This window comes from Actinacidiphila glaucinigra (genome assembly GCF_900188405.1).
Taxonomy (GTDB): Bacteria; Actinomycetota; Actinomycetes; order Streptomycetales; family Streptomycetaceae; genus Actinacidiphila; species Actinacidiphila glaucinigra.
Genome location: NZ_FZOF01000001.1, coordinates 407436 through 427968, shown reverse-complemented (window position 1 = coordinate 427968; position 20533 = coordinate 407436). Strand labels below are relative to the sequence as shown.

The 20533-nt window shown below is 75.4% G+C and carries 24 protein-coding genes and 1 pseudogene; 6 read left to right on the top strand and 19 right to left on the bottom strand.

Going from position 1 to position 20533, the window contains the following annotated elements:
* Positions 1 to 28: 28 nt before the first annotated feature.
* The 9 genes from CHF15_RS01960 to CHF15_RS01925 form a co-directional block, all read right to left on the bottom strand.
* On the bottom strand, positions 29 to 730 hold the full coding sequence (locus CHF15_RS01960; protein WP_089221811.1) for a (2Fe-2S)-binding protein: 702 nt from the start codon (positions 728 to 730) through the stop codon (positions 29 to 31).
* The gene (locus CHF15_RS01955; protein WP_089221810.1) at positions 718 to 1389 is read right to left on the bottom strand and encodes a GntR family transcriptional regulator; all 672 of its coding nucleotides are present in this window, start codon (positions 1387 to 1389) and stop codon (positions 718 to 720) included. Before CHF15_RS01955 ends, CHF15_RS01960 begins: the two co-directional genes overlap by 13 nt.
* A 58-nt stretch (positions 1390 to 1447) precedes the next feature.
* Positions 1448 to 2449 (bottom strand): proline racemase family protein, encoded by a 1002-nt coding sequence (locus CHF15_RS01950; protein ID WP_089221809.1) that lies wholly within the window; start codon positions 2447 to 2449, stop codon positions 1448 to 1450.
* Positions 2450 to 2513: 64 nt separating this feature from the next.
* Positions 2514 to 3413, bottom strand: a complete 900-nt coding sequence (locus CHF15_RS01945; RefSeq protein WP_089221808.1) for a dihydrodipicolinate synthase family protein — start codon at positions 3411 to 3413, stop codon at positions 2514 to 2516.
* The gene (locus CHF15_RS01940; protein ID WP_089221807.1) at positions 3410 to 4744 is read right to left on the bottom strand and encodes an NAD(P)/FAD-dependent oxidoreductase; all 1335 of its coding nucleotides are present in this window, start codon (positions 4742 to 4744) and stop codon (positions 3410 to 3412) included. Before CHF15_RS01940 ends, CHF15_RS01945 begins: the two co-directional genes overlap by 4 nt.
* Positions 4741 to 4899, bottom strand: coding sequence for an FAD-dependent oxidoreductase (locus tag CHF15_RS43775; RefSeq protein WP_245938622.1), 159 nt, complete (start codon positions 4897 to 4899; stop codon positions 4741 to 4743). The genes CHF15_RS01940 and CHF15_RS43775 overlap by 4 nt, the downstream gene beginning before the upstream one ends.
* Before the next feature lie 290 nt (positions 4900 to 5189).
* Positions 5190 to 5498: a (2Fe-2S)-binding protein gene (locus CHF15_RS01935; protein ID WP_089221806.1), complete on the bottom strand. Its 309-nt coding sequence runs from the start codon at positions 5496 to 5498 to the stop codon at positions 5190 to 5192.
* Positions 5495 to 6670 (bottom strand): NAD(P)/FAD-dependent oxidoreductase, encoded by a 1176-nt coding sequence (locus tag CHF15_RS01930; protein ID WP_089221805.1) that lies wholly within the window; start codon positions 6668 to 6670, stop codon positions 5495 to 5497. The genes CHF15_RS01935 and CHF15_RS01930 overlap by 4 nt, the downstream gene beginning before the upstream one ends.
* Before the next feature lie 26 nt (positions 6671 to 6696).
* Entirely contained in the window at positions 6697 to 7791 is a 1095-nt protein-coding gene (locus CHF15_RS01925) for a magnesium and cobalt transport protein CorA (protein ID WP_179279616.1), read from the bottom strand.
* Positions 7792 to 8240: 449 nt separating this feature from the next.
* Between CHF15_RS01925 and CHF15_RS01920 the strand changes: the two genes are divergently transcribed.
* A complete protein-coding gene (locus CHF15_RS01920; RefSeq protein ID WP_026250604.1) occupies positions 8241 to 9077 on the top strand; it encodes an undecaprenyl-diphosphate phosphatase in 837 nt (278 codons plus the stop codon).
* 21 nt (positions 9078 to 9098) lie between these two features.
* Here the strand turns inward: CHF15_RS01920 and CHF15_RS01915 are convergent, their stop codons facing one another.
* Together CHF15_RS01915 and CHF15_RS01910 are read right to left on the bottom strand one after the other, a co-directional pair.
* Positions 9099 to 9683 (bottom strand): TIGR03086 family metal-binding protein, encoded by a 585-nt coding sequence (locus tag CHF15_RS01915; protein WP_089221804.1) that lies wholly within the window; start codon positions 9681 to 9683, stop codon positions 9099 to 9101.
* A 73-nt stretch (positions 9684 to 9756) separates the two neighbouring features.
* Complete coding sequence (locus tag CHF15_RS01910) at positions 9757 to 10767, bottom strand: NADPH:quinone reductase (RefSeq protein WP_089221803.1); 1011 nt, start codon at positions 10765 to 10767, stop codon at positions 9757 to 9759.
* Between the two features lie 72 nt (positions 10768 to 10839).
* Between CHF15_RS01910 and CHF15_RS01905 the strand changes: the two genes are divergently transcribed.
* Positions 10840 to 11457: a hypothetical protein gene (locus tag CHF15_RS01905; protein WP_089221802.1), complete on the top strand. Its 618-nt coding sequence runs from the start codon at positions 10840 to 10842 to the stop codon at positions 11455 to 11457.
* A 4-nt stretch (positions 11458 to 11461) separates the two neighbouring features.
* On the opposite strand, the gene CHF15_RS01900 is transcribed toward CHF15_RS01905, so the two are convergent.
* From CHF15_RS01900 to CHF15_RS01890, 3 genes are read right to left on the bottom strand one after another with little or no spacing between them, the layout of a single operon-like run.
* Positions 11462 to 11863 (bottom strand): hypothetical protein, encoded by a 402-nt coding sequence (locus tag CHF15_RS01900; protein WP_089221801.1) that lies wholly within the window; start codon positions 11861 to 11863, stop codon positions 11462 to 11464.
* Between the two features lie 58 nt (positions 11864 to 11921).
* A complete protein-coding gene (locus tag CHF15_RS01895) occupies positions 11922 to 12791 on the bottom strand; it encodes a Gfo/Idh/MocA family protein (protein WP_089221800.1) in 870 nt (289 codons plus the stop codon).
* A gap of 2 nt (positions 12792 to 12793) precedes the next feature.
* Positions 12794 to 13168, bottom strand: coding sequence for a 5-carboxymethyl-2-hydroxymuconate Delta-isomerase (locus CHF15_RS01890; protein WP_089221799.1), 375 nt, complete (start codon positions 13166 to 13168; stop codon positions 12794 to 12796).
* Positions 13169 to 13387: 219 nt separating this feature from the next.
* Between CHF15_RS01890 and glnII the strand changes: the two genes are divergently transcribed.
* Positions 13388 to 14407: a glutamine synthetase gene (gene glnII, locus CHF15_RS01885; RefSeq protein ID WP_089221798.1), complete on the top strand. Its 1020-nt coding sequence runs from the start codon at positions 13388 to 13390 to the stop codon at positions 14405 to 14407.
* Positions 14408 to 14462: 55 nt separating this feature from the next.
* On the opposite strand, the gene CHF15_RS01880 is transcribed toward glnII, so the two are convergent.
* On the bottom strand, positions 14463 to 14987 hold the full coding sequence (locus CHF15_RS01880) for a DUF1203 domain-containing protein (protein WP_089221797.1): 525 nt from the start codon (positions 14985 to 14987) through the stop codon (positions 14463 to 14465).
* Between the two features lie 23 nt (positions 14988 to 15010).
* Entirely contained in the window at positions 15011 to 16174 is a 1164-nt protein-coding gene (locus CHF15_RS01875) for a hypothetical protein (RefSeq protein ID WP_089221796.1), read from the bottom strand.
* Positions 16175 to 16295: 121 nt separating this feature from the next.
* Here CHF15_RS01875 and CHF15_RS01870 point away from each other — a divergent pair, with 121 nt between their 5' ends.
* Positions 16296 to 18263 carry a hypothetical protein gene (locus CHF15_RS01870; protein ID WP_089221795.1) on the top strand — a complete coding sequence of 656 codons (1968 nt, stop codon included), beginning with the start codon at positions 16296 to 16298 and terminating at the stop codon, positions 18261 to 18263.
* Here the strand turns inward: CHF15_RS01870 and CHF15_RS44685 are convergent.
* Positions 18247 to 18411, bottom strand: coding sequence for a hypothetical protein (locus tag CHF15_RS44685; protein ID WP_179279595.1), 165 nt, complete (start codon positions 18409 to 18411; stop codon positions 18247 to 18249). The two genes, CHF15_RS01870 and CHF15_RS44685, sit on opposite strands and share 17 nt — an antisense overlap.
* On the opposite strand from CHF15_RS44685, the pseudogene CHF15_RS01865 reads away from it, so the two are divergent.
* Positions 18362 to 18619 (top strand): annotated as a pseudogene (locus CHF15_RS01865) (Tat pathway signal sequence domain protein); the annotation flags it as partial. The gene CHF15_RS44685 and the pseudogene CHF15_RS01865 sit on opposite strands and share 50 nt — an antisense overlap.
* Before the next feature lie 147 nt (positions 18620 to 18766).
* Positions 18767 to 19273, top strand: coding sequence for a GNAT family N-acetyltransferase (locus CHF15_RS01860; protein WP_089221794.1), 507 nt, complete (start codon positions 18767 to 18769; stop codon positions 19271 to 19273).
* Between the two features lie 84 nt (positions 19274 to 19357).
* Here the strand turns inward: CHF15_RS01860 and CHF15_RS01855 are convergent, their stop codons facing one another.
* Positions 19358 to 19708 carry a hypothetical protein gene (locus CHF15_RS01855; RefSeq protein WP_089221793.1) on the bottom strand — a complete coding sequence of 117 codons (351 nt, stop codon included), beginning with the start codon at positions 19706 to 19708 and terminating at the stop codon, positions 19358 to 19360.
* A gap of 11 nt (positions 19709 to 19719) precedes the next feature.
* Entirely contained in the window at positions 19720 to 20487 is a 768-nt protein-coding gene (locus CHF15_RS01850) for a TNT domain-containing protein (protein ID WP_089221792.1), read from the bottom strand.
* Between the last annotated feature and the right edge of the window lie 46 nt (positions 20488 to 20533).

The following is a 20533-nucleotide window of genomic DNA, read 5'->3' as shown; positions in this document are numbered from 1 at the left end:
GGGGCGTCCGCCGACGGCCGGCCGGCCCTCAGCGCAGCGCGCAGTCCCCGCACAGTCCGCCGCCGGGCACGCGGTAGTACAGGCAGCAACTGCGGCGGACGTAGGCGGGTGCGCCCGGTCCGGTGCGGCGGAGGTCGCCGGCGTCGCGCAGCAGGGGGTCCGCCATCAGCTCCTCCGTCAGCGCGACGGCACGGGCCGCCGCGCCGGGCCGGGCGCCCTCCCCCAGGCACCAGGAGCGCAGCACCCTCAGGGTGCCGGCGAGGGCCGAGGCGGCGTTGCCCCACAGCAGTCCGGGCGCGACGCCCGACACCGCGTGCACGGACTCGCAGAGGGGCACCAGGTGGCCCAGGAGCACGTCCTCGCGCAGCCGGCCGGCGGGCACCTGCGGGGCGTCGTCCGGCAGCCACAGCTCGTCCGGGGTGGACCGGCCGGGGTGCCACCACAGGCGTCCGCCGGACAGGTCGGGCATACGGCCGGTCAGCGCCGCCGGGCCGAGCGCGACGGACCACAGCCGCGCGGCCAGCCCCTGCTGGGCCAGCGAGGCGGCGACGCGCCGCTCCGGTGTGCCGAGCCGCCGCCCGACCTCCGCCACCCGTCCGGTGAGCGCGGGCGACGGCCGCCCGGCGTACACCTCCGCCAGCGGCACGAACCCCTCCGCCCGCGGCTCCCCCGGCCCGGTGCGTACGGCGAAGAACGGCCCCGGGCCGCCTCCGCCGGTCAGCGCGCCCACAGGCCCCTGACGTGTCCGAGATGACGGGTCATGACGGCCTGTACGGCGGCGCCGTCGCGGGCCAGGAGGACGTCCAGCAGTTCCAGGTGCTCCTCCGCGGAGGCCCGGAGCAGGCCGCGCTCGGCGAGGGCCGTGAGGCCGTACAGCCGGGAGCGCTTGCGCAGGTCGCCGACGACCTCGACCAGGTGCTCGTTGCCGGCGAGCGCGAGCAGGCCGAGGTGGAACCGGCGGTCGGCCTCCACGTAGGCGATGAGGTCGCCGGCCGCGGCGGCGGTGACGATCTCCTCGGCGGCCGGGCGCAGCGCCTCCAGCGCCGTGGCGTCGGCGGTGGAGGCGAGGCCGGTGACGGTCGGGATCTCGATGAGGGAGCGGATGTGGGTGTACTCGTCGAGCTGCCGGTCGGAGACCGCGGTCACCCGGAAGCCCTTGTTGGGCACCGGGTCGAGCAGCCCCTCCTTGGCCAGGTCCAGCAGCGCCTCGCGGACGGGCGTGGCGGAGATGCCGAAGCGGCCCGCCAGCGCGGGCACCGAGTGCACCTCACCGGGGCGGAGCTCCCCCGCGACCAGCGCCGCGCGCAGGGCGTCCGCGACGAGCTCGCGGTAACTGCCGGTGCGCTGCCCGCCGAGGGCGGGCAGGGCGGGCCCGTCGTGCGCTGCCATGCGGTGGCTCCTCCTCGGCGACGTGGCATGTATGCGACCAGTATCGGTGTCCGGGGTGCTAGAGGACGAATCCGGCGGGGAACGGGTCCGACGGGTCCAGCAGGTACTGGGCCGTGCCGGTGATCCAGGCGCGGCCCGTGACGGACGGCAGCACGGCGGGCAGGCCGGCCACCTCGGTGGTGCCGGTGAGCCGCCCGGTGAAGTGCGTGCCGATGAAGGACTCGTTCACGAAGTCCTGCCGCAGGGGCAGTTCGCCGCGGGCGTGCAGCTGCGCCATGCGCGCGCTCGTGCCGGTGCCGCAGGGCGAGCGGTCGAACCAGCCGGGGTGGATGGCCATGGCGTGCCGCGAGCGGACCGCCGTGGAGCCGGGCGCCAGCAACTGGACGTGCTTGCAGCCGCGGATGGTGGGGTCCTCCGGGTGGACGGGCGGCCCCTCGGCGTTGATGGCGTCCATCAGCGCGAGGCCGGCGGCGAGGATGTCGTCCTTGCGGGACCGGTCGAAGGGCAGGCCGAAGGAGTCCAGGGGCAGGATCGCGTAGAAGTTGCCGCCGTAGGCGAGGTCGTAGGTGACGGTGCGGCCGTCGGCGAGGACGGCCTTGCGGTCCAGCGCGACGCTGAACGAGGGGACGTTGCGCAGGGTCACGGCGGTCGCCGCGCCGTCGCTGACGGCGACCTCCGCCACGACCAGGCCGGCCGGGGTGTCCAGGCGGACCGTGGTGACGGGCTCGGTCACCGGCACCATGCCGGTCTCGACGAGGACGGTCGCCACGCCGATCGTGCCGTGCCCGCACATCGGCAGGTAGCCGGAGACCTCGATGTAGATCACGCCGTAGTCGGCGTCCGGGCGGGTGGGCGGCTGCAGGATCGCCCCGCTCATCGCGGCGTGGCCGCGCGGTTCGTCCATGAGCAGGTGCCGGATGTGGTCGAGGTGGTCGCGGAAGTGGAGGCGGCGTTCGTTCATGGTGGCGCCGGGGACGGTGCCGATGCCGCCGGTGACGACGCGGGTGGGCATGCCCTCGGTGTGGGAGTCCACCGCGTGCAGGACGAGTTTGCTGCGCATGGGGGTGTGTCCTCCTCGTGGGTGGGGTGCCGGGGCCGCGGCCCGGGAGCCGCGGCCCGGGTGGCTACGCCAGGCCGGCGGCGATCGCGGCCTCGGTGGCGGCCCGGACGTCCTTCTCCTGCTCCGGAAGCAGCGGCACGCGCGGCGGGCGGCAGGGGCCCCCGTACCGTCCGGCGAGGTCCATCGACAGCTTGATGGCCTGGACGAACTCCGTCCTGGAGTCCCAGCGCAGCAGCGGGTGCAGCGACCGGTAGAGCGGCAGCGCGGTCCCGGTGTCCCCGGCGACCGCGGCGCGGAAGAGCTCGCCGCACGCCCGGGGCAGGGCGTTGGGGTAGCCCGCGACCCAGCCCTTGGCGCCCGCGGCGGCCAGTTCGAGCAGCACGTCGTCCGCGCCGATCACCAGGTCGAGTTCCGGGGCGAGCTCGGCCAGCTCCCAGGCGCGGCGCACGTCGCCGCTGAACTCCTTCACGGCCTTGATGTGGCCCGCCTCGTGCAGTTCCGCGAGCAGGCGCGGGGTCAGGTCGACCTTGGTGTCGTAGGGGTTGTTGTACGCGACGACCGGCAGCCCGGCCCGTGCGACCTCGGCGTAGTGGGCGTGCACGGAACGCTCGTCCGCGCGGTAGGCGTTGGGCGGCAGCAGCATCACGGCCGAGCATCCGGCGTCGGCGGCGTGCTCGGCCCAGCGGCGCGCCTCGCCGGAGCCGTACGCGGCGACGCCCGGTACGACGCGCTCGCCGCCGATCGCGGCGACGGCCGTCTCCACGACCCGCGCGCGCTCGGCGGGGGTCAGGACCTGGTACTCGCCGAGCGAGCCGTTGGGCACGACGCCGTCGCAGCCGTTCGCCACCAGCCAGGCGCAATGGGCGGCGTAGGCCTCGTAGTCGACGGACATGTCCTCGGCGCGCAGCGGCAGGGCGGTGGCGACGAGCACGCCGCGCCACGGACGGTCGGGGGTGCTGTTCATGGCTGTTCCCTCTCTTCCTCTTCGTCTGCCTGGCCGGCCAGCAGGCCGAGCGGCACGGGCCGGGCGAGGGGCCGCCCGGGGTCGGTGAAGGGGCATCCGGCGACGGCGGCGACGCCGGGGCCGCAGACACGGCCCTGGCACCAGCCCATCCCGGCGCGGGTGAGCAGCTTGACGGTGCGCAGGTCGCCAGCGCCGAGGTCGCGGACGGCCTCGCGGACGGCGGAGGCGGGCACCTCCTCGCAGCGGCACACCACGGTGTCGTCGGTGACGGCGGACTCCGCCCAGTCGCCGGGCAGGCGGTAGACGGCGTCGAGCACGGCGGCGAACCGCCGCAGCCGCTCGCGGCGGCGGGCGGCGGTCGCCCACGCCGCGGGGTCGGGCTCCCGGCCGCGCAGCCGGGCGGCGGCGGATCGTCCGGCGATCTCCCCCTCGGCGAGGGCGAGTTCGGCGCCGCCGACGCCGGTGACCTCGCCGGCGGCCCAGACGCCGGGGGTGGGGGTGCGCTGTTCCGCGTCCACCTCGAAGGAGCCGGCGAGGTCGGTGTGCGGCAGCAGTCCGTGGCCGACGGCGAGGGCGTCGCAGGCGACACGGCGCCGTGCGCCGTCGGGCCCGGCCAGGGTGACCGCCTCGACGCGGTCCACGCCGTGGGCGGCGACGACCGTGTGCCGCCAGCGCACGCGGATCCCGTGCCGGGCCAGGCGGGCGGCGTACACGGCGCCCTCCACGGCCTTGCCGAGGGGTACGGCGGTGGCGTGCCGCAGCAGGTCGCGCGGGTCGGCGGCCTCGGCGAGCGCCGCGACGCGCGCCCCGGCCGCCGCGAGGCCCGCCGCGACCGGCAGCAGCAGCGGCCCCGTCCCGGCGACGACGACCGTACGGCCGGGGAGCACCAGACCGCCCTTGAGCATCGCCTGCGCGCCGCCCGCCGTGACAACCCCGGGCAGCGTCCAGCCGGGGAACGGCAGCACCTTCTCGTATCCCCCGGTCGCCAGGACCACGCCGTCCGCGCCGATCGCGCCGGCCTCCAGCGTGTGCAGGGTGAACCCCGGCTCCAGGCACCAGACCTGGCACCCCGGGAGGTGCGTGACGCGGCCCGCCTCGATATGGGCCTCGAGGCGCCCGCGCAGCCTCCGCCAGGTACCCCACGCGTGGTGCAGGGCCCCAGGCCTGCGTGCCCGCAGGCCCGGTGCGGGCTGCCGGTAGAACTGCCCGCCCGCCTGGGGCGCGGCGTCCACCAGTGCGACGCGCAGGCCCGCGTCCCCGGCCTCCAGCGCGGCCGCGATCCCCGCCGGACCGGCACCCACGACGGCCAGCCCGTACCTCTCCCCGGTCACATCCGCCTCCAGCGACGGCACCCCGGCAGGCCCGGCAACGCGGGCTGCCGGCCGAACCGCCCGCCCGCCTGCGGCACGGCGTCCACCAGTGCGACGCGCAGGCCCGCGTCCGCGGCGTCCAGCGCGGCCGCGATCCCCGCCGGACCGGCACCCACGACGGCCGGCCCGTGCCCTTCCCCGCTCGTGCCCGCCTCCCCCGCGGGCCCGATGCGCGACGCCCACCGCGGACCACACCAGGGGACGCGGCCATGCCCCGGCCGTCCCCCGCACCCGATCCGGTGCCCCGGCCGAACGGGTCCCGGACGGCCGGCGCGGCCGTGGACGGCGACTCCTCCGCACGCACCTGCTGGTCGGCCAAGCCCCCGGGGCGGGCAACTCCCCGCGCCCGTCCCAGCCGCGACGTGCCGCCGTACCGCCGCCCGCGCCGCCGCCCCGCCGGGGGCGGTCACGGCAGCTCTCCCGTGCCGGCCTGCGGGGTGACGACGTCGCCGGGGTGCGCGGCGGTGACACAGGCGCGCTGCCCCGGGCGGCCGTTGACCGTGACGAGGCAGTCGAAGCAGACGCCGATGCCGCAGAAGACCCCGCGGGGGGCGCCGTCGACGCGGGTGGTGCGCCAGGACAGGACGCCGGCCGACCAGAGGGCGGCGGCGACGGACTGGCCCGGGTGCGCGGGGATGTCGCGCCCGTCGAAGCTGAAGGTGAAGCCCGGGCCCGGTGCGGCGCGGGCCAGGCGCAGGGGGCTGCGGCGGCTCACGGGGTGGCCTCCTCGGCGGTGAAGCGGTCGGGGCGGAAGGGGGTGAGGTCGAGGTCGGGGCGGACCCCGGTGAGGCACTGGGCGATCAAGTGGCCGGTCGCCGGGGCGAGTCCGATGCCGGCGCCCTCGTGGCCGCAGGCGTGGTGGAGCCCGGGGGCACGGGGGTCCGGGCCGATGGCGGGAAGGTGGTCCGGCAGGTAGGGCCGGAAGCCGGTGTACGCGCGCAGCGTCGCGACGTCCCGGAGCACCGGGAAGAGGGCGAGGGCCTGGGCGGCGAGACGGCGTACGACGGGCAGGGAGAAGGTGCGGTCGAAGCCGACGCGTTCACGGCTGGCGCCGATGAGGACGGGACCCGCCGCCGTGGCCTCGACGACGGCGGAGGTCTGCAGGTCCGCGGAGTCGCTGGCGACGTCGGCGACGTAGTCCGCCGCGTAGACCTTGTGCCGGACGGTGCGCGCCGGGAGGGGCTCGGTGACCAGGACGAAGCCGCGCCGCGGCAGTACGGGCAGCCGCACTCCGGCGAGCGCGGCCACCTCGCCGCCCCAGGTGCCCGCGGCGTTGACGACGGCCGGGGCGTGGATGTCGCCGCGGTCGGTGCGGACCCCGCGCACGGCGCCGTCCGGCGTGCGGAGCACCGCCGTCACCGTGGTGCCGAACCGCGCCTCGGCGCCCAGGTCGCGGGCGGCGCGGACGAGGCGGGCGGCCGCGAGCGCGGGCTGCACCTGGGCGTCCTGGGGGTAGTGGACGCCGCCGGCGAGGCCCTCCGCCAGACGGGGTTCGAGCTCGTGCAGCCCGTCCGCCGGTACAGGCACCGCCTCGACGCCGCTGCGCCGCTGGGCGGCGGCGAAGTCCAGCAGCGCCCGCAGGCCCTCCTCGCCGGAGGCCACGACGAGCCCGCCCTTGGCCTCGTACTCGGCGGTCGCGCCCAGTTTGTGACGCTCCGTCAACCCCTGCCACAACCGGGCGGAGAGCAGGGCGAGTCCGAGCTCCGGACCCGGTTCCTTGTCGGACACCAGCAGATTGCCCTCGCCGGCCCCGGTGGTGCCGCCGGCCACCGGTCCGCGGTCCACCAGGACGGTGCGGAGCCCGGCCGCCGCGGCGTGGAGGGCGCAGGCCGCGCCCACCATCCCGGCGCCGACGACCACGACATCGCAGCTCGTCGGCTTGCTCACGCCGGTAATATGTCACACAGCACTGCTCACAACCAGCCGTTGCGCCGGAATCCGCGGTGGATGACGAAGCAGGCGACGGCCATCACGCCCACGGCGAGCGGATAGCCGTACGTCCAGCGCAGTTCCGGCATGTGGTCGAAGTTCATGCCGTACAGGCCGCAGATCATGGTGGGGACGGCGAGGATGGCGACCCAGGCGCTGATCTTGCGCATGTCCTCGTTCTGGGCCATGGTCACCTGCGCGATGTTGGCCTGGAGGATCGAGTTGAGCAGTTCGTCGAAGGAGTTGACCTGCTCGGTGGCGCGGGCGAGGTGGTCGGCGGCGTCGCGGAAGTAGGTCCGCAGGTCGGCCTCGATGCCGGGCAGCGGGACCTCGGCGAGCCGCTCCAGAGGGCGGCCGAGCGGGGCCACGGCCCGCTTGAGCTCCAGCAGTTCCCGCTTGAGCTGGTAGATCCGGCCGGCGTCGGTGCCGCGGCCGTGGTGGTCGGAGAAGACGTCCGTCTCGACCTGCTCGATGTCCTCATGGACCGCGGAGGTGACGGCGAGGTACTGGTCGACGACATGGTCGGTTATCGCGTGCAGGACGGCGGCCGGCCCCTTGGAGAGCTGGTCGGGGACGGTCTCCAGGCCCTCCCGGAGCGGGCCGAGGGAGCCGTGGCCGCCGTGGCGCACCGTGATGACGAAGTCGGCGCCGGTGAAGACCATGATGTCGCCGGTCTCCACGACCTCGCTGGTGGCGGTGAGCTTGTCGTGCTCGACGTAACGGGCGGTCTTGAGGACGGTGAACAGGGTGTCGCCGTACTGCTCCAGCTTGGGCCGCTGCTGGGCGTGGACGGCGTCCTCGACGGCGAGCGGGTGGAGTCCGAACAGCTCGGCGACTCCGGCGAACTCCGCCTCCGTCGGCTCGTGGAGCCCGATCCACACGAAGCCCCGGCCGGACTTGCGGACCCGGGCGATCGCCTCGTACGCGGCGCAGTCGTCCTGCCGCAGTCCGTCCCTGTAGACCACGCAGTTCACCACCGAGCTGCCCAGCGGGGAACGCGCCGGGTGGCTGAGGTCCACACGCCGTTGGCGTATGTGGGTGAGGCGGACGGCTTTGCGGAGATTGCTGATCATCGACATGAAAGGCTCCTACGCAGGCATGCGGCCGCCAGTATTGCCCACACCCGGGCCTGTTCGAGCCCTGCGTCACACCGTCCTTGCACCATGGGGGACTTGGGGGCACCCCCGTCCATCCGGGCACGGAGGGGCCGGGGATGGGAGAGGCGGGCGGTACGACCGGCCTCCCTCGCCGCCGGGAGCCGGAGCGCACTGCGCGGCCGCACCGCGACGGCGCCACCGATGCGCCTTATGTGCCTTTTACCCGATGATGTGACATGCGCGACATGACGGCGGACCGCGCTCGGGCGCGTCCCCCCTGTTCGCGAGGCCGCCGCCCGCCGAAAAAGGCCTTCGGGGCGTGCGATCGGGGCGGACCTGGTTCGCGGGGGGCGCGGGACTTCTCTTACACTCCGTAGGGCTCCGGCCGGTGCAGGCCCGGGCACGCCACGTACTCCGCAGAGATGGGTCCCATGAGCGCCATCAGTATCGGTCAGGCAGCTGTGCTCGGCGTCGTGGAGGGGGTCACCGAGTTCCTCCCGATCTCGTCCACCGGCCACCTGAAGATCACCGAAGGCCTGATGGGCATCCCGGTGGACGACAAGGCCGTCGTCGCCTTCTCCGCGGTCATCCAGTCGGGCGCGATCGCGGCCGTGCTGGTCTACTTCTTCAAGGACATCGTCCGGATCTGCAAGGCGTGGTTCACCGGCATCGCCAACCGCGAGGAGCGGTACCACCACGACTACAAGTTCGGCTGGTGGGTGATCTTCGCGACGATCCCGATCGTCGTCGTCGGCCTGGCGGCCAAGCCGCTCATCGAGGGGCCGCTGGCCTCACTGTGGGTGGTCGCGGGATCGCTGATCGTCGGCAGCGGCGTGATGTGGGCGGCCGACCAGATGGGCCGCCACAAGCGCGGCGAGGACGACACCACGTTCAAGGACGCGATGCTCGTCGGCTCCTCGCAGATCCTCGCCCTGCTCTTCCCCGGCTTCTCCCGCTCCGGCGCGACGATGTCCACCGCGCTCATCCTCGACCTGGACCGGGTCGCCGCGACGCGCCTGTCCTTCTTCCTGGGCATCCCCGCGCTGACCGGCGCCGGCCTGTACGAGCTGAAGGACGCGCTCGGCGCCGGGGTGGACACCGCGCCGCTGATCGTCGGGACGGTCGTGTCCTTCGTCGTCGCGTACGGGTCGATCGCCTGGCTGCTGAAGTTCGTGGCCAAGCACTCGTTCAACGCGTTCATCGTCTACCGGCTCGTGATCGGCACCCTGCTCTTCGGCCTGCTGGGCGCGGGCGTCATCGGCGCGTAGGCCGTCGCCGGCGGGCCGCCGTCAGCGCGCGGGCGTGCGGCCGGACAGGGCCAGGGCCCGCTCGAAGGCCGTGGCCGCGGCGGGGTCCGGGAGCGTGACCGGCGCGGCGAAGCCCTCGTAGCGGCGGTAGACCTCGGCGTACCGGTCGACGACCTCCAGCACGAACGCGCCGAGCCCCGCGCCGCAGCGGTACTCCTGGCCGGTGGCGTGGGCCACGTCCCAGCCGTGGACGGCGAGCTCCTTGACGATCATCGAGGCGACCTCGGCGGCCGGCATCTTCTCGTGCCCCAGGTCGAGCTCGCCCTCCCACACCTCCGGCGCCGCCCACGCCGCGACGGCGCGGTCCAGTTGCTCCGCGTACGCCCCGGCCCAGTCCGGGGCGGCGGTGAAGTCGCGGGCGGTGAGCTCCTCGGGCAGCGGCGTGCGCAGCGCCCGGTGCTCCAGGCCGTGCGAGGTGTAGAGGATCCAGTGGTTGAGCAGCGTGCGGGTGTCCCACTCCCCGCACGGGGTGGGCGCGGAGAGGCGGGCGGGGTCGCCGCCCGCACCGCGGGCGACCCGGGCGGCCTCGGCGGCGGCTTCGATCATGAACGCGTGCAGTTCGGTCATGCGCCCATCCTGCGGAGGCGGGCGGCAGACGGTCTTGAACAAACGCGACAGCCGCACCGCCCGCCGCCCCTGCCTACACGTCCACGACGACCTTGCCGACGGCACCCTCCTCCACCGCCGCGTGGGCGTCTGCGGTGCGCTCCAGCGGGAAGCGGTGCAGCGGCAGCCCCGACTCCTCGCCGGACCGCAGGGCGCCGTCCCGCAGGGCCGCGGTGACGGCCGCGACCGCCTCGCGCTTCGCGGCGTCCGGCATGGTGTAGACGAGCACGCCGTGCCAGCGCAGATTGCGCGCGAAGGTCTCCCTGACGGGCAGCGTGAACTCGGCGCCGCCGGTGTCCGCGTAGTAGGCGACGACGCTGTTCGGCGCCAGCACCGCCAGGTCGAGCCCGCTGTTCACCGCCACGGCGACCTCCACGACGATGTCCACGCCCTCCGGGGCGGCACGGCGGATCTCCGCGGCCGGGTCGGGGGCCGTGTAGTCCACGACGTGGTGCGCCCCCGCGGCACGGGCGAGCTCCGCCTTGTAGGGGTTGCTGACCGTGGCCACGACGAACGCCCCCGCCCAGCGGGCGAGCTGGATCGCCGCGTGGCCGACCGCACCCGCCCCGCCCGCGACAAGGACGTTCCGGCCGCCGAGGACGCCCGGGGCGAGCCGGGTCGGGCCGCCTTCCGCGACGGTCAGCGCGCGGTGCGCGGTCATCGCCGGGATCCCGAGGCTCGCGCCGGTGTCGAGGGACGCGGTCGCGGGCAGCGGCACCGCGTGTGCCTCGGGGAGCGTCACGTACTCCTGGGCGGTGCCGTCCGCCCGCTGCCAGGCGGCCTCCCACAGCCACACCCGCTCACCGGTCCGCTCGGGGTCGACGCCCTCCCCGACCGCGTCGACCACCCCGGCGCCGTCCTGGTTCGGCACCTGCTCCGCGACCGTGGCGGGCGGCCCGCCGCGCCGCGACTTCCAGTCCGTCGGGTTGACCCCCGACACCTCGACCCGTACCCGCACCTCGCCCGGACCCGGCTGCGGAAGCGGCCGCTCGGTCAGGCGCAGCACCTCGGGGCCGCCGCCTTCCGTGTACACGATGGCCTTCATGATCCGTACAAGGCCGCACCGGCGCGCATTCTTCCCGCCGCGCGGATGTCCTGGTCCGGGTAGGCTCGGCGCGTGTCCGCCGCGCCCGCCGATCCGCCGCCCGTGGAGGCGGCGTTCCCCGCGGCGCTCGGCCCGGACGTGCGCGCCGTCACCGCCCTGCTCCCGCCCCCGTCCCACGGCCCCCACTGGGAGGCCCACGGCAGCGTGCTGCTCCCGGCGCGCCTGTACCACCCCGAGCCGGCCGCCGACGTGACGGCCGCCCTCACCTCCCGGCAGCGCCTCGTCCTGCACTGCCTGTTCGCCGCGCACCACGACGGGTACGTGCGGCAGCGGCACGCGGCGCACGTCGCCGGGGCGGCCGAGTCCTGGGCGGTGCCGTTCGTGGTGCGGCTCACCGGCGAGTACGTGCTGGAGATCGTCGCCGACATCCGCGCACGGCTCACCGAGGCCCTCGTCCCGGGGAGCGAGGCGCGCCGCGTGTACGGGCGCTTCGCCGGGGAGCACCCGGATTTCCTCTCCCTCACCGAACGCCGCGCGGTGAGCTACTGGAACGAGTACCAGCGGTGGCGCTTCCCCGAGTTCGCCGCCCATCCCGCAGCGGCCGTACTGGAGTTGCTGCGCGCCGCGGCCGTGGAGGCGACGGGCGGGGCGTGGCCGGGGCAGACGCGGGTACCGCGCGGCGCGCGCTGAGGGGTCAGACGGGCGCCGCCCGTTCGCGCAGGACGGCGGCGCCGGAGGGTTCCGGCGGCGGCTCGGGGAGGCCCACCGCGGCCGCGCCCGGCGAACCGTGCGGGGCGCGGGGGACGAACGCTCCGCTGGTGCCGCCGCGACCGCGGTGGACCAGGACGCCGGAGACGGGATCGGGGACGGCGTCGAGCGCCGCGCGAGTGCCGGGCAGGGCGCGCCAGCCGAGCCAGTGCTCCTCTTCGCGGAAGCACAACTCGAAGACGACACCCCACCCGTACGTGTGCCATTCCCACGCCAGTGCACGGTTGGTGACCGCCGACTCGACGAGCGTCGGCGCGTACGCGTCACGCCATGCCGCGGCGGGTGTGCTGGCGTTGAGGACTTCGATGGACCACCAGTCCGCTGCCATACCCAAAACGATAGGCACTTCGCAAGTCGCCCGCCAGGGTCCCGCCCCTGACGGCGCGTCACACCGGGTCGGCCGAGACCAGCAACTCCGTCACGCGCGCCGCGAAACGGGCGTCGCAGGGGTGGGGGACGCCGGTGCGCACGGCCGTGAGCAGGGCGTCGATGGCGTTGCCGAAGGCGGGCACGGGCCCGTCGGCGCGGTCGGGGAGCGAGGCGACGCCGGTGGTGCCGCGCAGCTCGACGGTCATGCCGGCGGCCGCCGGAGGGGCGGTGAGGCTCAGCGCCGCCGTGCTGGAGGCGCCGCTGTCGTGCCGCAGCACCAGGTGGACGGTGTCGCCGGGGCCCTGGACGGCGGTGAGCGCGGTGACGTCCCCGAGGACGGGCAGGAGCACGGACAGCGCGTGCGGTCCGACGTCCCACAGCGCGCCCTTCTCACGTCGCCAGGGGGAGTCGGCGAAGGGGCTGTCGCCGGAGGTGAACACCGAGCCGAGCCACTCCGCGCGGGCGGTGAACCAGCCGTCACGGGCGGCCTGCTCGTCGATCCAGGCGGAACTCGTGGCGTCGAAGCGGAGGGTGAAGAAGACCACCGAAGCGACCCCGGCGGCCTCGGCGGCGTCGGCGACGAGACGGGCGTCGGTCACGGTCGTCGCGACCGGCTTGTCGAGCAGCAGGTGCCGGCCGGCCGCGGCGGCACGCGCGGCCAGCGGGGCCTGCACGTCCGGGGGCAGGGCGATCGCCACGGCGTCCACGTCGCCGATGAGCTCGTCCACGTCGGCGTAGGCGCGGGTGCCGAGGGTCGCGGCGAGTGCGGCCGCCGCCTCGGGGCGGCGGCCCCAGATCCCGGTGAACTCGACGTCGGGGTGGGCGGCGAGGGCGGGGCCGTGGGCGATCTCCGCCCAGGGGCCGGTGCCGAGAAGTCCGATGCGCATGGTCACCGCTCCCCCGCCGGCTCGGTGTGGCTGCGGTACCAGGTGCGGTCGAGGTCGACGATGTCGACGGCGGTCTGCACGCTCAGCCCCGGGGTCGGCGCGAGGTGCTCCCGCAGCAGTTCCAGGACGCCCTCGCTCAGCCGCGTCTTGGCCTCGGGCGTCCGCCCGGACAGGACGGCGGCGCGGACGAGGACGAGCGCGTGCTCGGGACCGCCGTCGGCGAGGACGTACTCGTCGGACCGGAGGAAGCGGGTCTTGCACGCCTCCACGGTGGTGTCGATGGTCTTGGCGACCAGCGGGTGCAACGCGGTCGCGAAGCCGCGCCGGTCGAAGGCGTCCGCGAGGTTGCCTGTGTAGTCCACGGTGATGTGAGGCATGGCACACACCCTACGTCCCTGGTCACGGCGGTCCGCGAGGGCCCGGCGCCAGGCCTGCGGCAGGGCCGGCGCCCATCCGGCAGGAGTGTCCGGCAGGTGGGACGGCAGCGCGTTCACATCGGGTTAACACACGGGCAATGGATGCGAAATCGCAGGTTGTGACGCTGCAGCGGCAACACCACCCGCCCCGCAAGGCACACGCCAACAAGGATGACGCCCGTGAGCTACAAGGCCGAGTACATCTGGATCGACGGTACCGAGCCGACCGCCAAGCTGCGCTCGAAGACCAAGATCCTCGCCGACGGTGCGGAGCCCGGCGTGTGGGGCTTCGACGGCTCCAGCACCAACCAGGCCCAGGGCCACAGCTCGGACCGCGTGCTCAAGCCGGTCGCCACCTACCCGGACCCGATCCGCGGCGGCGCGAACCTGCTGGTGCTGTGCGAGGTCTTCGACATCGACGGCACGCCGCACTCCTCCAACACCCGTGCCCTGCTGCGCCCGGTCGCCGAGCGGTTCGAGGGCCAGGAGTCGCTGTTCGGCATCGAGCAGGAGTACACCTTCTTCCAGGGCTCGCGCCCGCTGGGCTTCCCCGAGGCCGGCTACCCGGCCCCGCAGGGCGGCTACTACTGCGGCGTCGGCGCCGACGAGATCTTCGGCCGCGAGATCGTCGAGAAGCACCTCGACAACTGCCTCGCCGCCGGTCTGGGCATCTCCGGCATCAACGCCGAGGTCATGCCCGGCCAGTGGGAGTTCCAGGTCGGCCCGCTGAGCCCGCTGGAGGTCGCCGACCAGCTGTGGGTGGCGCGGTGGCTGCTCTACCGCACCGCCGAGGAGTTCGGCGTCTCCGCCACCCTCGACCCCAAGCCGGCCAAGGGCGACTGGAACGGCGCGGGCGCGCACACCAACTTCTCCACCAAGGCCATGCGCGAGGGCTACGACGCGATCGTCGAGGCCTGCGAGGCCCTCGGCCGCGACGACAAGCCGATGGAGCACATCAAGAACTACGGCTCCGGCGTCGAGGCCCGCCTGACCGGCGCCCACGAGACCGCCCCCTGGAGCGAGTACAGCTACGGCGTCTCCGACCGCGGCGCCTCGGTCCGCATCCCGTGGCAGGTCGAGGTCGACAAGAAGGGCTACATCGAGGACCGCCGGCCCAACGCCAACGTCGACCCCTACGTCGTCACCCGCCTCATCGTCGGCACCTGCTGCTCGGCGCTGGAGAAGGCCGAGCTCGTCTGACGCTCCGCACCGTCCCCGAGGGCGCCCGGCCATCCGCCGGGCGCCCTCGGCGCGTTCACGGGGTGCGGACGGCCTCGAAGAGGAAGCAGCCGTACTCCACGGCCCGTACGTGCACCAGCGCCACCCGCGGGTCGGCGAACCGGGCCGCCAGCACCGCGTCGGCGGCGCCCGCGCCGACCTCGTCCGCGGTCAGCTGCACCAGGCGGCCGCCGAGGATGCGGCCCCGGGCGTCGTAGCAGCGGAAGACCCGCCGGTCGCCGTGGAGGGCGGCGGGGTAGCCGGGGACGTCCGGCGGTCCGGGGCAGTCCCCGGCGGCGGCGTGCACGAAGACCGGACCGGTCTCGGCGTACGGGCCGGGGTCGGCCCCGGTCGCGGCGGCCCAGCGCCGCAGCGGCGCGTAGCCGGCCAGGGCGATCCGCTCCCCCGGTGCGCTGCGCCGCAGGCAGCAGCGGAGCGGGGCGCCGCCCTCCGGGTCGGGCTCGGGGCGGGGGACGAGACCGGCGTCGTCGAGGCGCCGCAGCTCCTGTGCCACGGCCGGGTCGAGGGCCCGGATCTCGTACGTGGTGCGATGGGTGTCCATGCCCCCAGCGTCGCCGGGCCGGGTCAGGAGGTCCGGCGGGATTCGGACGTCGCGCTCAGGGCCCGCCACGCGGCGCGGTCGTCGGGCAGCCCGAGCGGGGCGAAGAGGGCGCCCCGGTTGCCGCCGCGCGGGTCCCACAGGGTCTCGTGCTCGGCCAGGGCGGCGGCGTAGGCGCGCTGTGCCGGGGTGGCGGCGTGGGGGGCGGGCCAGCCGTCGGGGAAGAGCAGCGGCAGGTAGGGGCCGAGGTCCGGGTTCGGGTACCGCCACTGGAGCAGCGGCAGGACGGCGAGGGCCGCCGGCAGCAGCCGCTCGGGGTCGGGGACCCGCCGGCACACCTCTGCGGAGACGGTGAAGCGGGGACGGCCGGGGAAGGCGGCCGGCGTGCGCCCGAACGCCGCGTCGAGCGCCGCGGGGTCGCGCAGGGCCTCCAGCAGCACCGTGTGCGCGTCCTCGTCGCCGTCGAGGGCGGGGGCGAGCGCGGCGCAGACGCGCACGGCCGGCTCGGGGTCGGCGAGCAGGGACCGCGGCGCCTCGCCCAGCTCCCCCAGGTGGAAGGCGAGGGCGGCGCGCTCGTCCGTCCCGGCGGTGCGCGAGGCCGTGGTGAGCACCCGGACGACCTCCTGCCGCCGGCCGGCGAGCGCCGGGTGCGCGGCCGTGATCGCCACGCAGGCGGCCGCGGCGGCCCGCACCTCCTCGTCGGGGTCGGTCAGATGGACGGCGGCGGCCGCGTGGACGGCGGGCAGGGCGTCGAACACCCCGACGGCCGCGCGCAGGACCGCGAGGTCGGCCGTCTCCCCGTCCCAGAGGTCCTCCTGCTCCTCCTCGTCCGCGTTCGCCCAGACCTCCTCCCAGGCGTCGATCGCCGCGCCGTCCGCCGGGAACGCCCGCGCCCGGCACTCCTCGGCCTCCGCCGGGCCGGGCGCCGCCTCCGCCGCGTACCGCAGGAAGCCCAGCAGCGCGCAGCGCGGCCCGGCCGGGTGCTCCCCGGCGAGCAGCTCCGCGACCTGCCGGACGGCCGGCGGTGTGGCGGGCCAGGGCGTGCCCTGGTGCACGATCGCCCCGTTGAGGTGCTCCAGGGCGGCCGACACCTCCGCCTCCCGGCCGCCGCGCAGGGCGGCCAGATGCCGCGGGGTGTCCGTCGCGGCACCGTAGGCGTGGAACAGCCGGGCCCAGTCCGTCTCGTGCATGCGGCCATCATGGCGGTGGGCACCGACAGCGCCTGCCCCGAGGGCACATGACGGCTCCCGTACCGGGGGCGGCGCGCGGGCGGCGGAGTGACCATCCCAGGATTCACTCGTTCAACGGAACGTGAACGCCCAGCACGCGACCGCCACCCGTCCCCGGCACGGCGCACCCGTCATCGTGGACGTCGAGGAGGCGGAGGCCGCACTCGTCGAGAACTACCCGCACCTGGTCCGGCTGGCCTATCTGACGCTGCCGCCGTCGCTCGGCCGGCACCGGAGGGTACTGACCGCCCACACCCTGACGCAGGGCGCGCTGCCGCGCTCGCCGTGCGAACCGGACCCCGCCGTGGCGGACGTCGCCGGGCCGCGGGGCACCATGGACCCGGCGTACGCCCTGGTGCGGCAGGAAGTGCTGGACACGGCGCTGGCGTTCGGGCGTGAGCGGGGCTGGCGGGGCCGGCTGCGCAGAACGCTGGTGGGCGGTCCGGCGCCGTACGTCCTGGGCCTGCGGCTGCACACCAAGGCGACCGGGACGGACGAGGCGGAGCTGGACCGGGCGCTGTCCGGGCTGAACGCGGCCGGACGGGCGGCGTACGCGCTGCTGGAACTGGAGCGGCCCCGGCACGCGGACGGCCGCGAGGTGCGCAGGCTGCTGGTGGCCTCCGGGGTGGCCGACCCGCGGGGCGCGCTGAAGGCCGCCAAGGCGGTTCCGGAGGGACTGCTGCTGGGCGGCAGCGGGTTCGACCCGTGCACGGTGCACGCCCGGCCGACGGATCTGCTGCGCAGGCGCCAGCACGTACGGGTGGGTCTCATCGCTGCGGGCGCGATCGCCGTCACCGCGACCCTGGTCGCGGTGCTGACGGGCGGGCAGGACCCGTACGCGGCGGGCGGGTCACCGGGCGCCTACGGGTCCGCGGGGCTGCTGGACCCGGCGAAGCTGGTGCGGGTGAAGGACACCGCGTGGACCCGCGCCTCCCGGGTGGACTTCACCGCCTGGCCGACCCGTGGCGGACGCGCCGGCGACCGGGCGCTGCTGGGCCGGGCGATGGCGGTGTGGGCGCAGCCCTCCGCGCGGGTCTCGGTGTCGGCCACCAAGGGCACCGCCGAGGGACTGCCCGCGCAGCAGCCGCAGTTGCTGTACGCGGGGGACGTGGACGCCGCCACGGTGGTGCTGATGTACGACGGCCTGCGGCTGGTGCGCTACGCCGAGCCGCGGGACGGCGGGGGCACGGCGGCCCTGGACTTCGCCCGGGTCGACGGCGCGGGCGCGACCACGGCGGCCGTGGTGCTCGGCCGGACGGACGGCAACACCCGGTTCCTGACCGCCCCCTGGGTCGCCGAGGCGGCCTCGCGCGACCTGCGGGACCCGGGGCGCGCCCCGGCGAAGCTGGACCGCACGGCGGACGGGGTGACCGAGCCGGTGCGGATGCCGGGTGCGGACAGCCGTCCCGGGGTGTGCGGGGACACCTGGCCCGCGCTCCAGTTCCGCGCCGCCGGCGGGCTCGGCGCGGACCGGCCGTTCCTCCTCACCGACCTCGGCGACCTCGTGCCGGCGCATCTGACGTACCAGCCGCCGGCGGGGGGCACGCCCCTGGAGGCGACCGGCCCCACGGCGCTGGCGTACATGGCCCGCACGGCCTGCAACCTGTCCTCCATGAGCGGCCTGGGCACCCGGTCGGTCAACGTCTGGCGGTACGCCACGCACGGGCTGCCGGAGAACAACGGTCAGGCCTCGTGGGTCTGCGCCCGCGCCGACACCTGGCGCGGCACCGACGGCCGGGCGCTGGCGCTGTTCCTGCCCCCGGTGTCCGAGCCGGGCACCCCGGGCGCGCCGGTGGGCCAGAGCGGCCGGGACGGCGGGGCATGCGGCCGGGGGGTGCCCCGGGTGCTGGCCGGGGCGCTGTGGAAGTCCACCGCCGGCCACTGGTACCTGCTGGCCGCGGGCAGCCGTGACGTGACGCGGATCAAGGCCACGGGCGGCGTGACCGGCACCTCGAAGGGCCCGACGATGGCGGTACGGGCCGAACAGGGCGCCCGGGCCGAGCTGTCGGCGGTGCTCGACTCGGGCGCGGCGCTCACGACGTTGCGCTGAGTCCGGCCCGGTCCGCCTCCGGGGCGTCGTGCGGGGAGCGGTCCCGGCGCGGTGCGGCCCCGTCCGGGTGCCAGCCGAAGGCGAGGCAGCTGCCGGCGACGCCGAGCAGCAGCCCGACGAAGAAGCCGCCCACGGTGGTGCTGCGCACCCTGCTGGGGAGCATCACCTGCGTCTACCGGGCGGCGAGCCTGACCGGCACGGCGGACAACGCCGACAGCAGCATCACCTTCGCCGCCCAGCAGTTCACCAAGGCCTCCGGCTCCTCGCTCTGCTTCGCCAACGGCTTCTTCACCGCGAAGTACGCCCCGGTCACCGACTCCGGCCAGGACGGCGGCCCCGCCGTCTTCGTGAACTGACCGGACCGCCGCGACACCCCCCACGCGGCGCCGCGAGCCGCCCGGACCCGGTCCCGCCCTCGGTGGCTCCCTCCTTCCGAAGGGTTCGGTTCCGGGCGGCGGACCGGCCGGGCGAAGGCCCGGAAACGGTTCACGGACAATGGCGGCATGAACGACCTCACCTTCCGTCTCGCGCTGCCCGGTGACGCGGCCCTCCTCGTCCGTCTCCGGGACGAGGCCGCCCGCTGGATGCAGGAGCACGGCATCGACCAGTGGAAGCCCGGCGAGATGGACGAGGAACACTTCCGCGCCCGCATGGCCTCGGGCGAGGTCTGGCTCACCGGGCACGAGGGCCGGGTCGTCGGGGCCTGGGAGCTGTGGTGGACCGACGAGCACGCCTGGGGAGTGCGCCCGCCGGACGCCGGCTACGTCCACCGCCTCATGGTGGACCGGACGGCCGCCCCGCGCGGTCTCGGCCGGGCCATGCTCGACCGGGCGGAGCGCCGCATCGCCGAGGAGGGCCGCCCCTACGCGCGGCTGGACTGCGTGGCGGGCAACCCGCGGCTGCGGGCGTACTACGAGGGCGCGGGTTACACCGTCGTCGGTGAGCAGCCCCGCAAGCAGGGCGGCAAGGGCAGCCCGTACGCGGTGACGCTGCTGGAGAAGGCGCTGTAGCGACGGCCGCGTACGTGCGGAGCGGCCCGCCCCGGATCCCGGGGCGGGCCGCTCCGCGTCGGCGGGCCGCAGGGGCCGGCCGCATCAGTTCCGCCGGCGCCGGGCCCGTTCATAGCTGTCATGGGCCGCCCGCCGGATCTCCTCCCGGTCGCGCAGGACCGCCTCCATCTCCTCGTCGGCCCCGGGGCCCGGGGCGGGGCCGGGGTCCGTGAGCCGGTCGTAGAGGTAGCGGCAGGCCGCGTCCTCGGTGTCGAAGCGCCGGTGCGGGTCGTGCACCCCGCGTTCGACGTTGCCGACCACCCACACGTCGCCCTCCTGCCGGAGGTACCTGAAGTCCGGGGGCCTCAGGTCGAACTCGTGGAAGCCCGGGATCTCGTACAGCCCGCCGGGCACCCCCGCGGAGGCGAGGGCGTCGCACAGCTCACGCCGGTCCATCGCCGCACCCGTCAGTTCAGCCGGATGAGGTCGCCGTTGGTGATGTGGTTGGCCACGCTGTCGCCGAGCGGCAGCACGTACTGGAGGCCGTTGCCGGGCTGACCGTAGAAGGGCGCCACGGGCCCCGCGGAGACCGCGAACGACCTGACGACCTTGTACAGGTGGTAGTTGAAGGGGTAGCCCGGGTCGAAGGTGTTGAGGTTCGACGGGGCGATGGAGCGCTGGGCGTACGGCGAGCCCGCCGGTGCGAGGAACCGTCCGCCCTCGCCGCCGAAGCGGTCGATCCGCTGCCCCACGGCGAGGTTGATCACCGCGACGGGGCCGCCGGGGAGGAAGCCGTCGTCGGGCGGGAACTTGTAGCTGTTCGCCGCGAAGTCGAACCAGGTGCGCAGGAAGCCGTTGGCGTTCTGCCCGTCGAGCCGCCGGTAGTCGGTCAGCATCGCGCCGAGCAGCCCCTTGGCGGGCAGCTGCCGCGGGCCGAGCCGGGGGTCGCCGCAGAAGAACTTGGGGTCGGTGAAGGTGGCACCGATGCAGATGCGCGGGTTCTCCGGACCGCCGGGAACGCGCCCGGGGGTATCGGCTTCCCGGCCCGGTCCGTGGCCCGCGGCCCCGGGGCCCGGTCCGTGGCCCGCGGCGGGGCGTCCGGGGGGAGCAGCGAGCTGCGCGCCCGGCCCCCAGTCCTCGGCGTGCGCCGAGGTGACCGTGCCCAGCAGGGTGCCGACGAGCAGGACGAGCAGGGCGGGAAGAGTGGAGAGCGATATTCGCTGGCGCCGCTTCAAGGGTCCTCCAGGGGACGACGGGAACGAGGCCACCCGGGGACGGCAA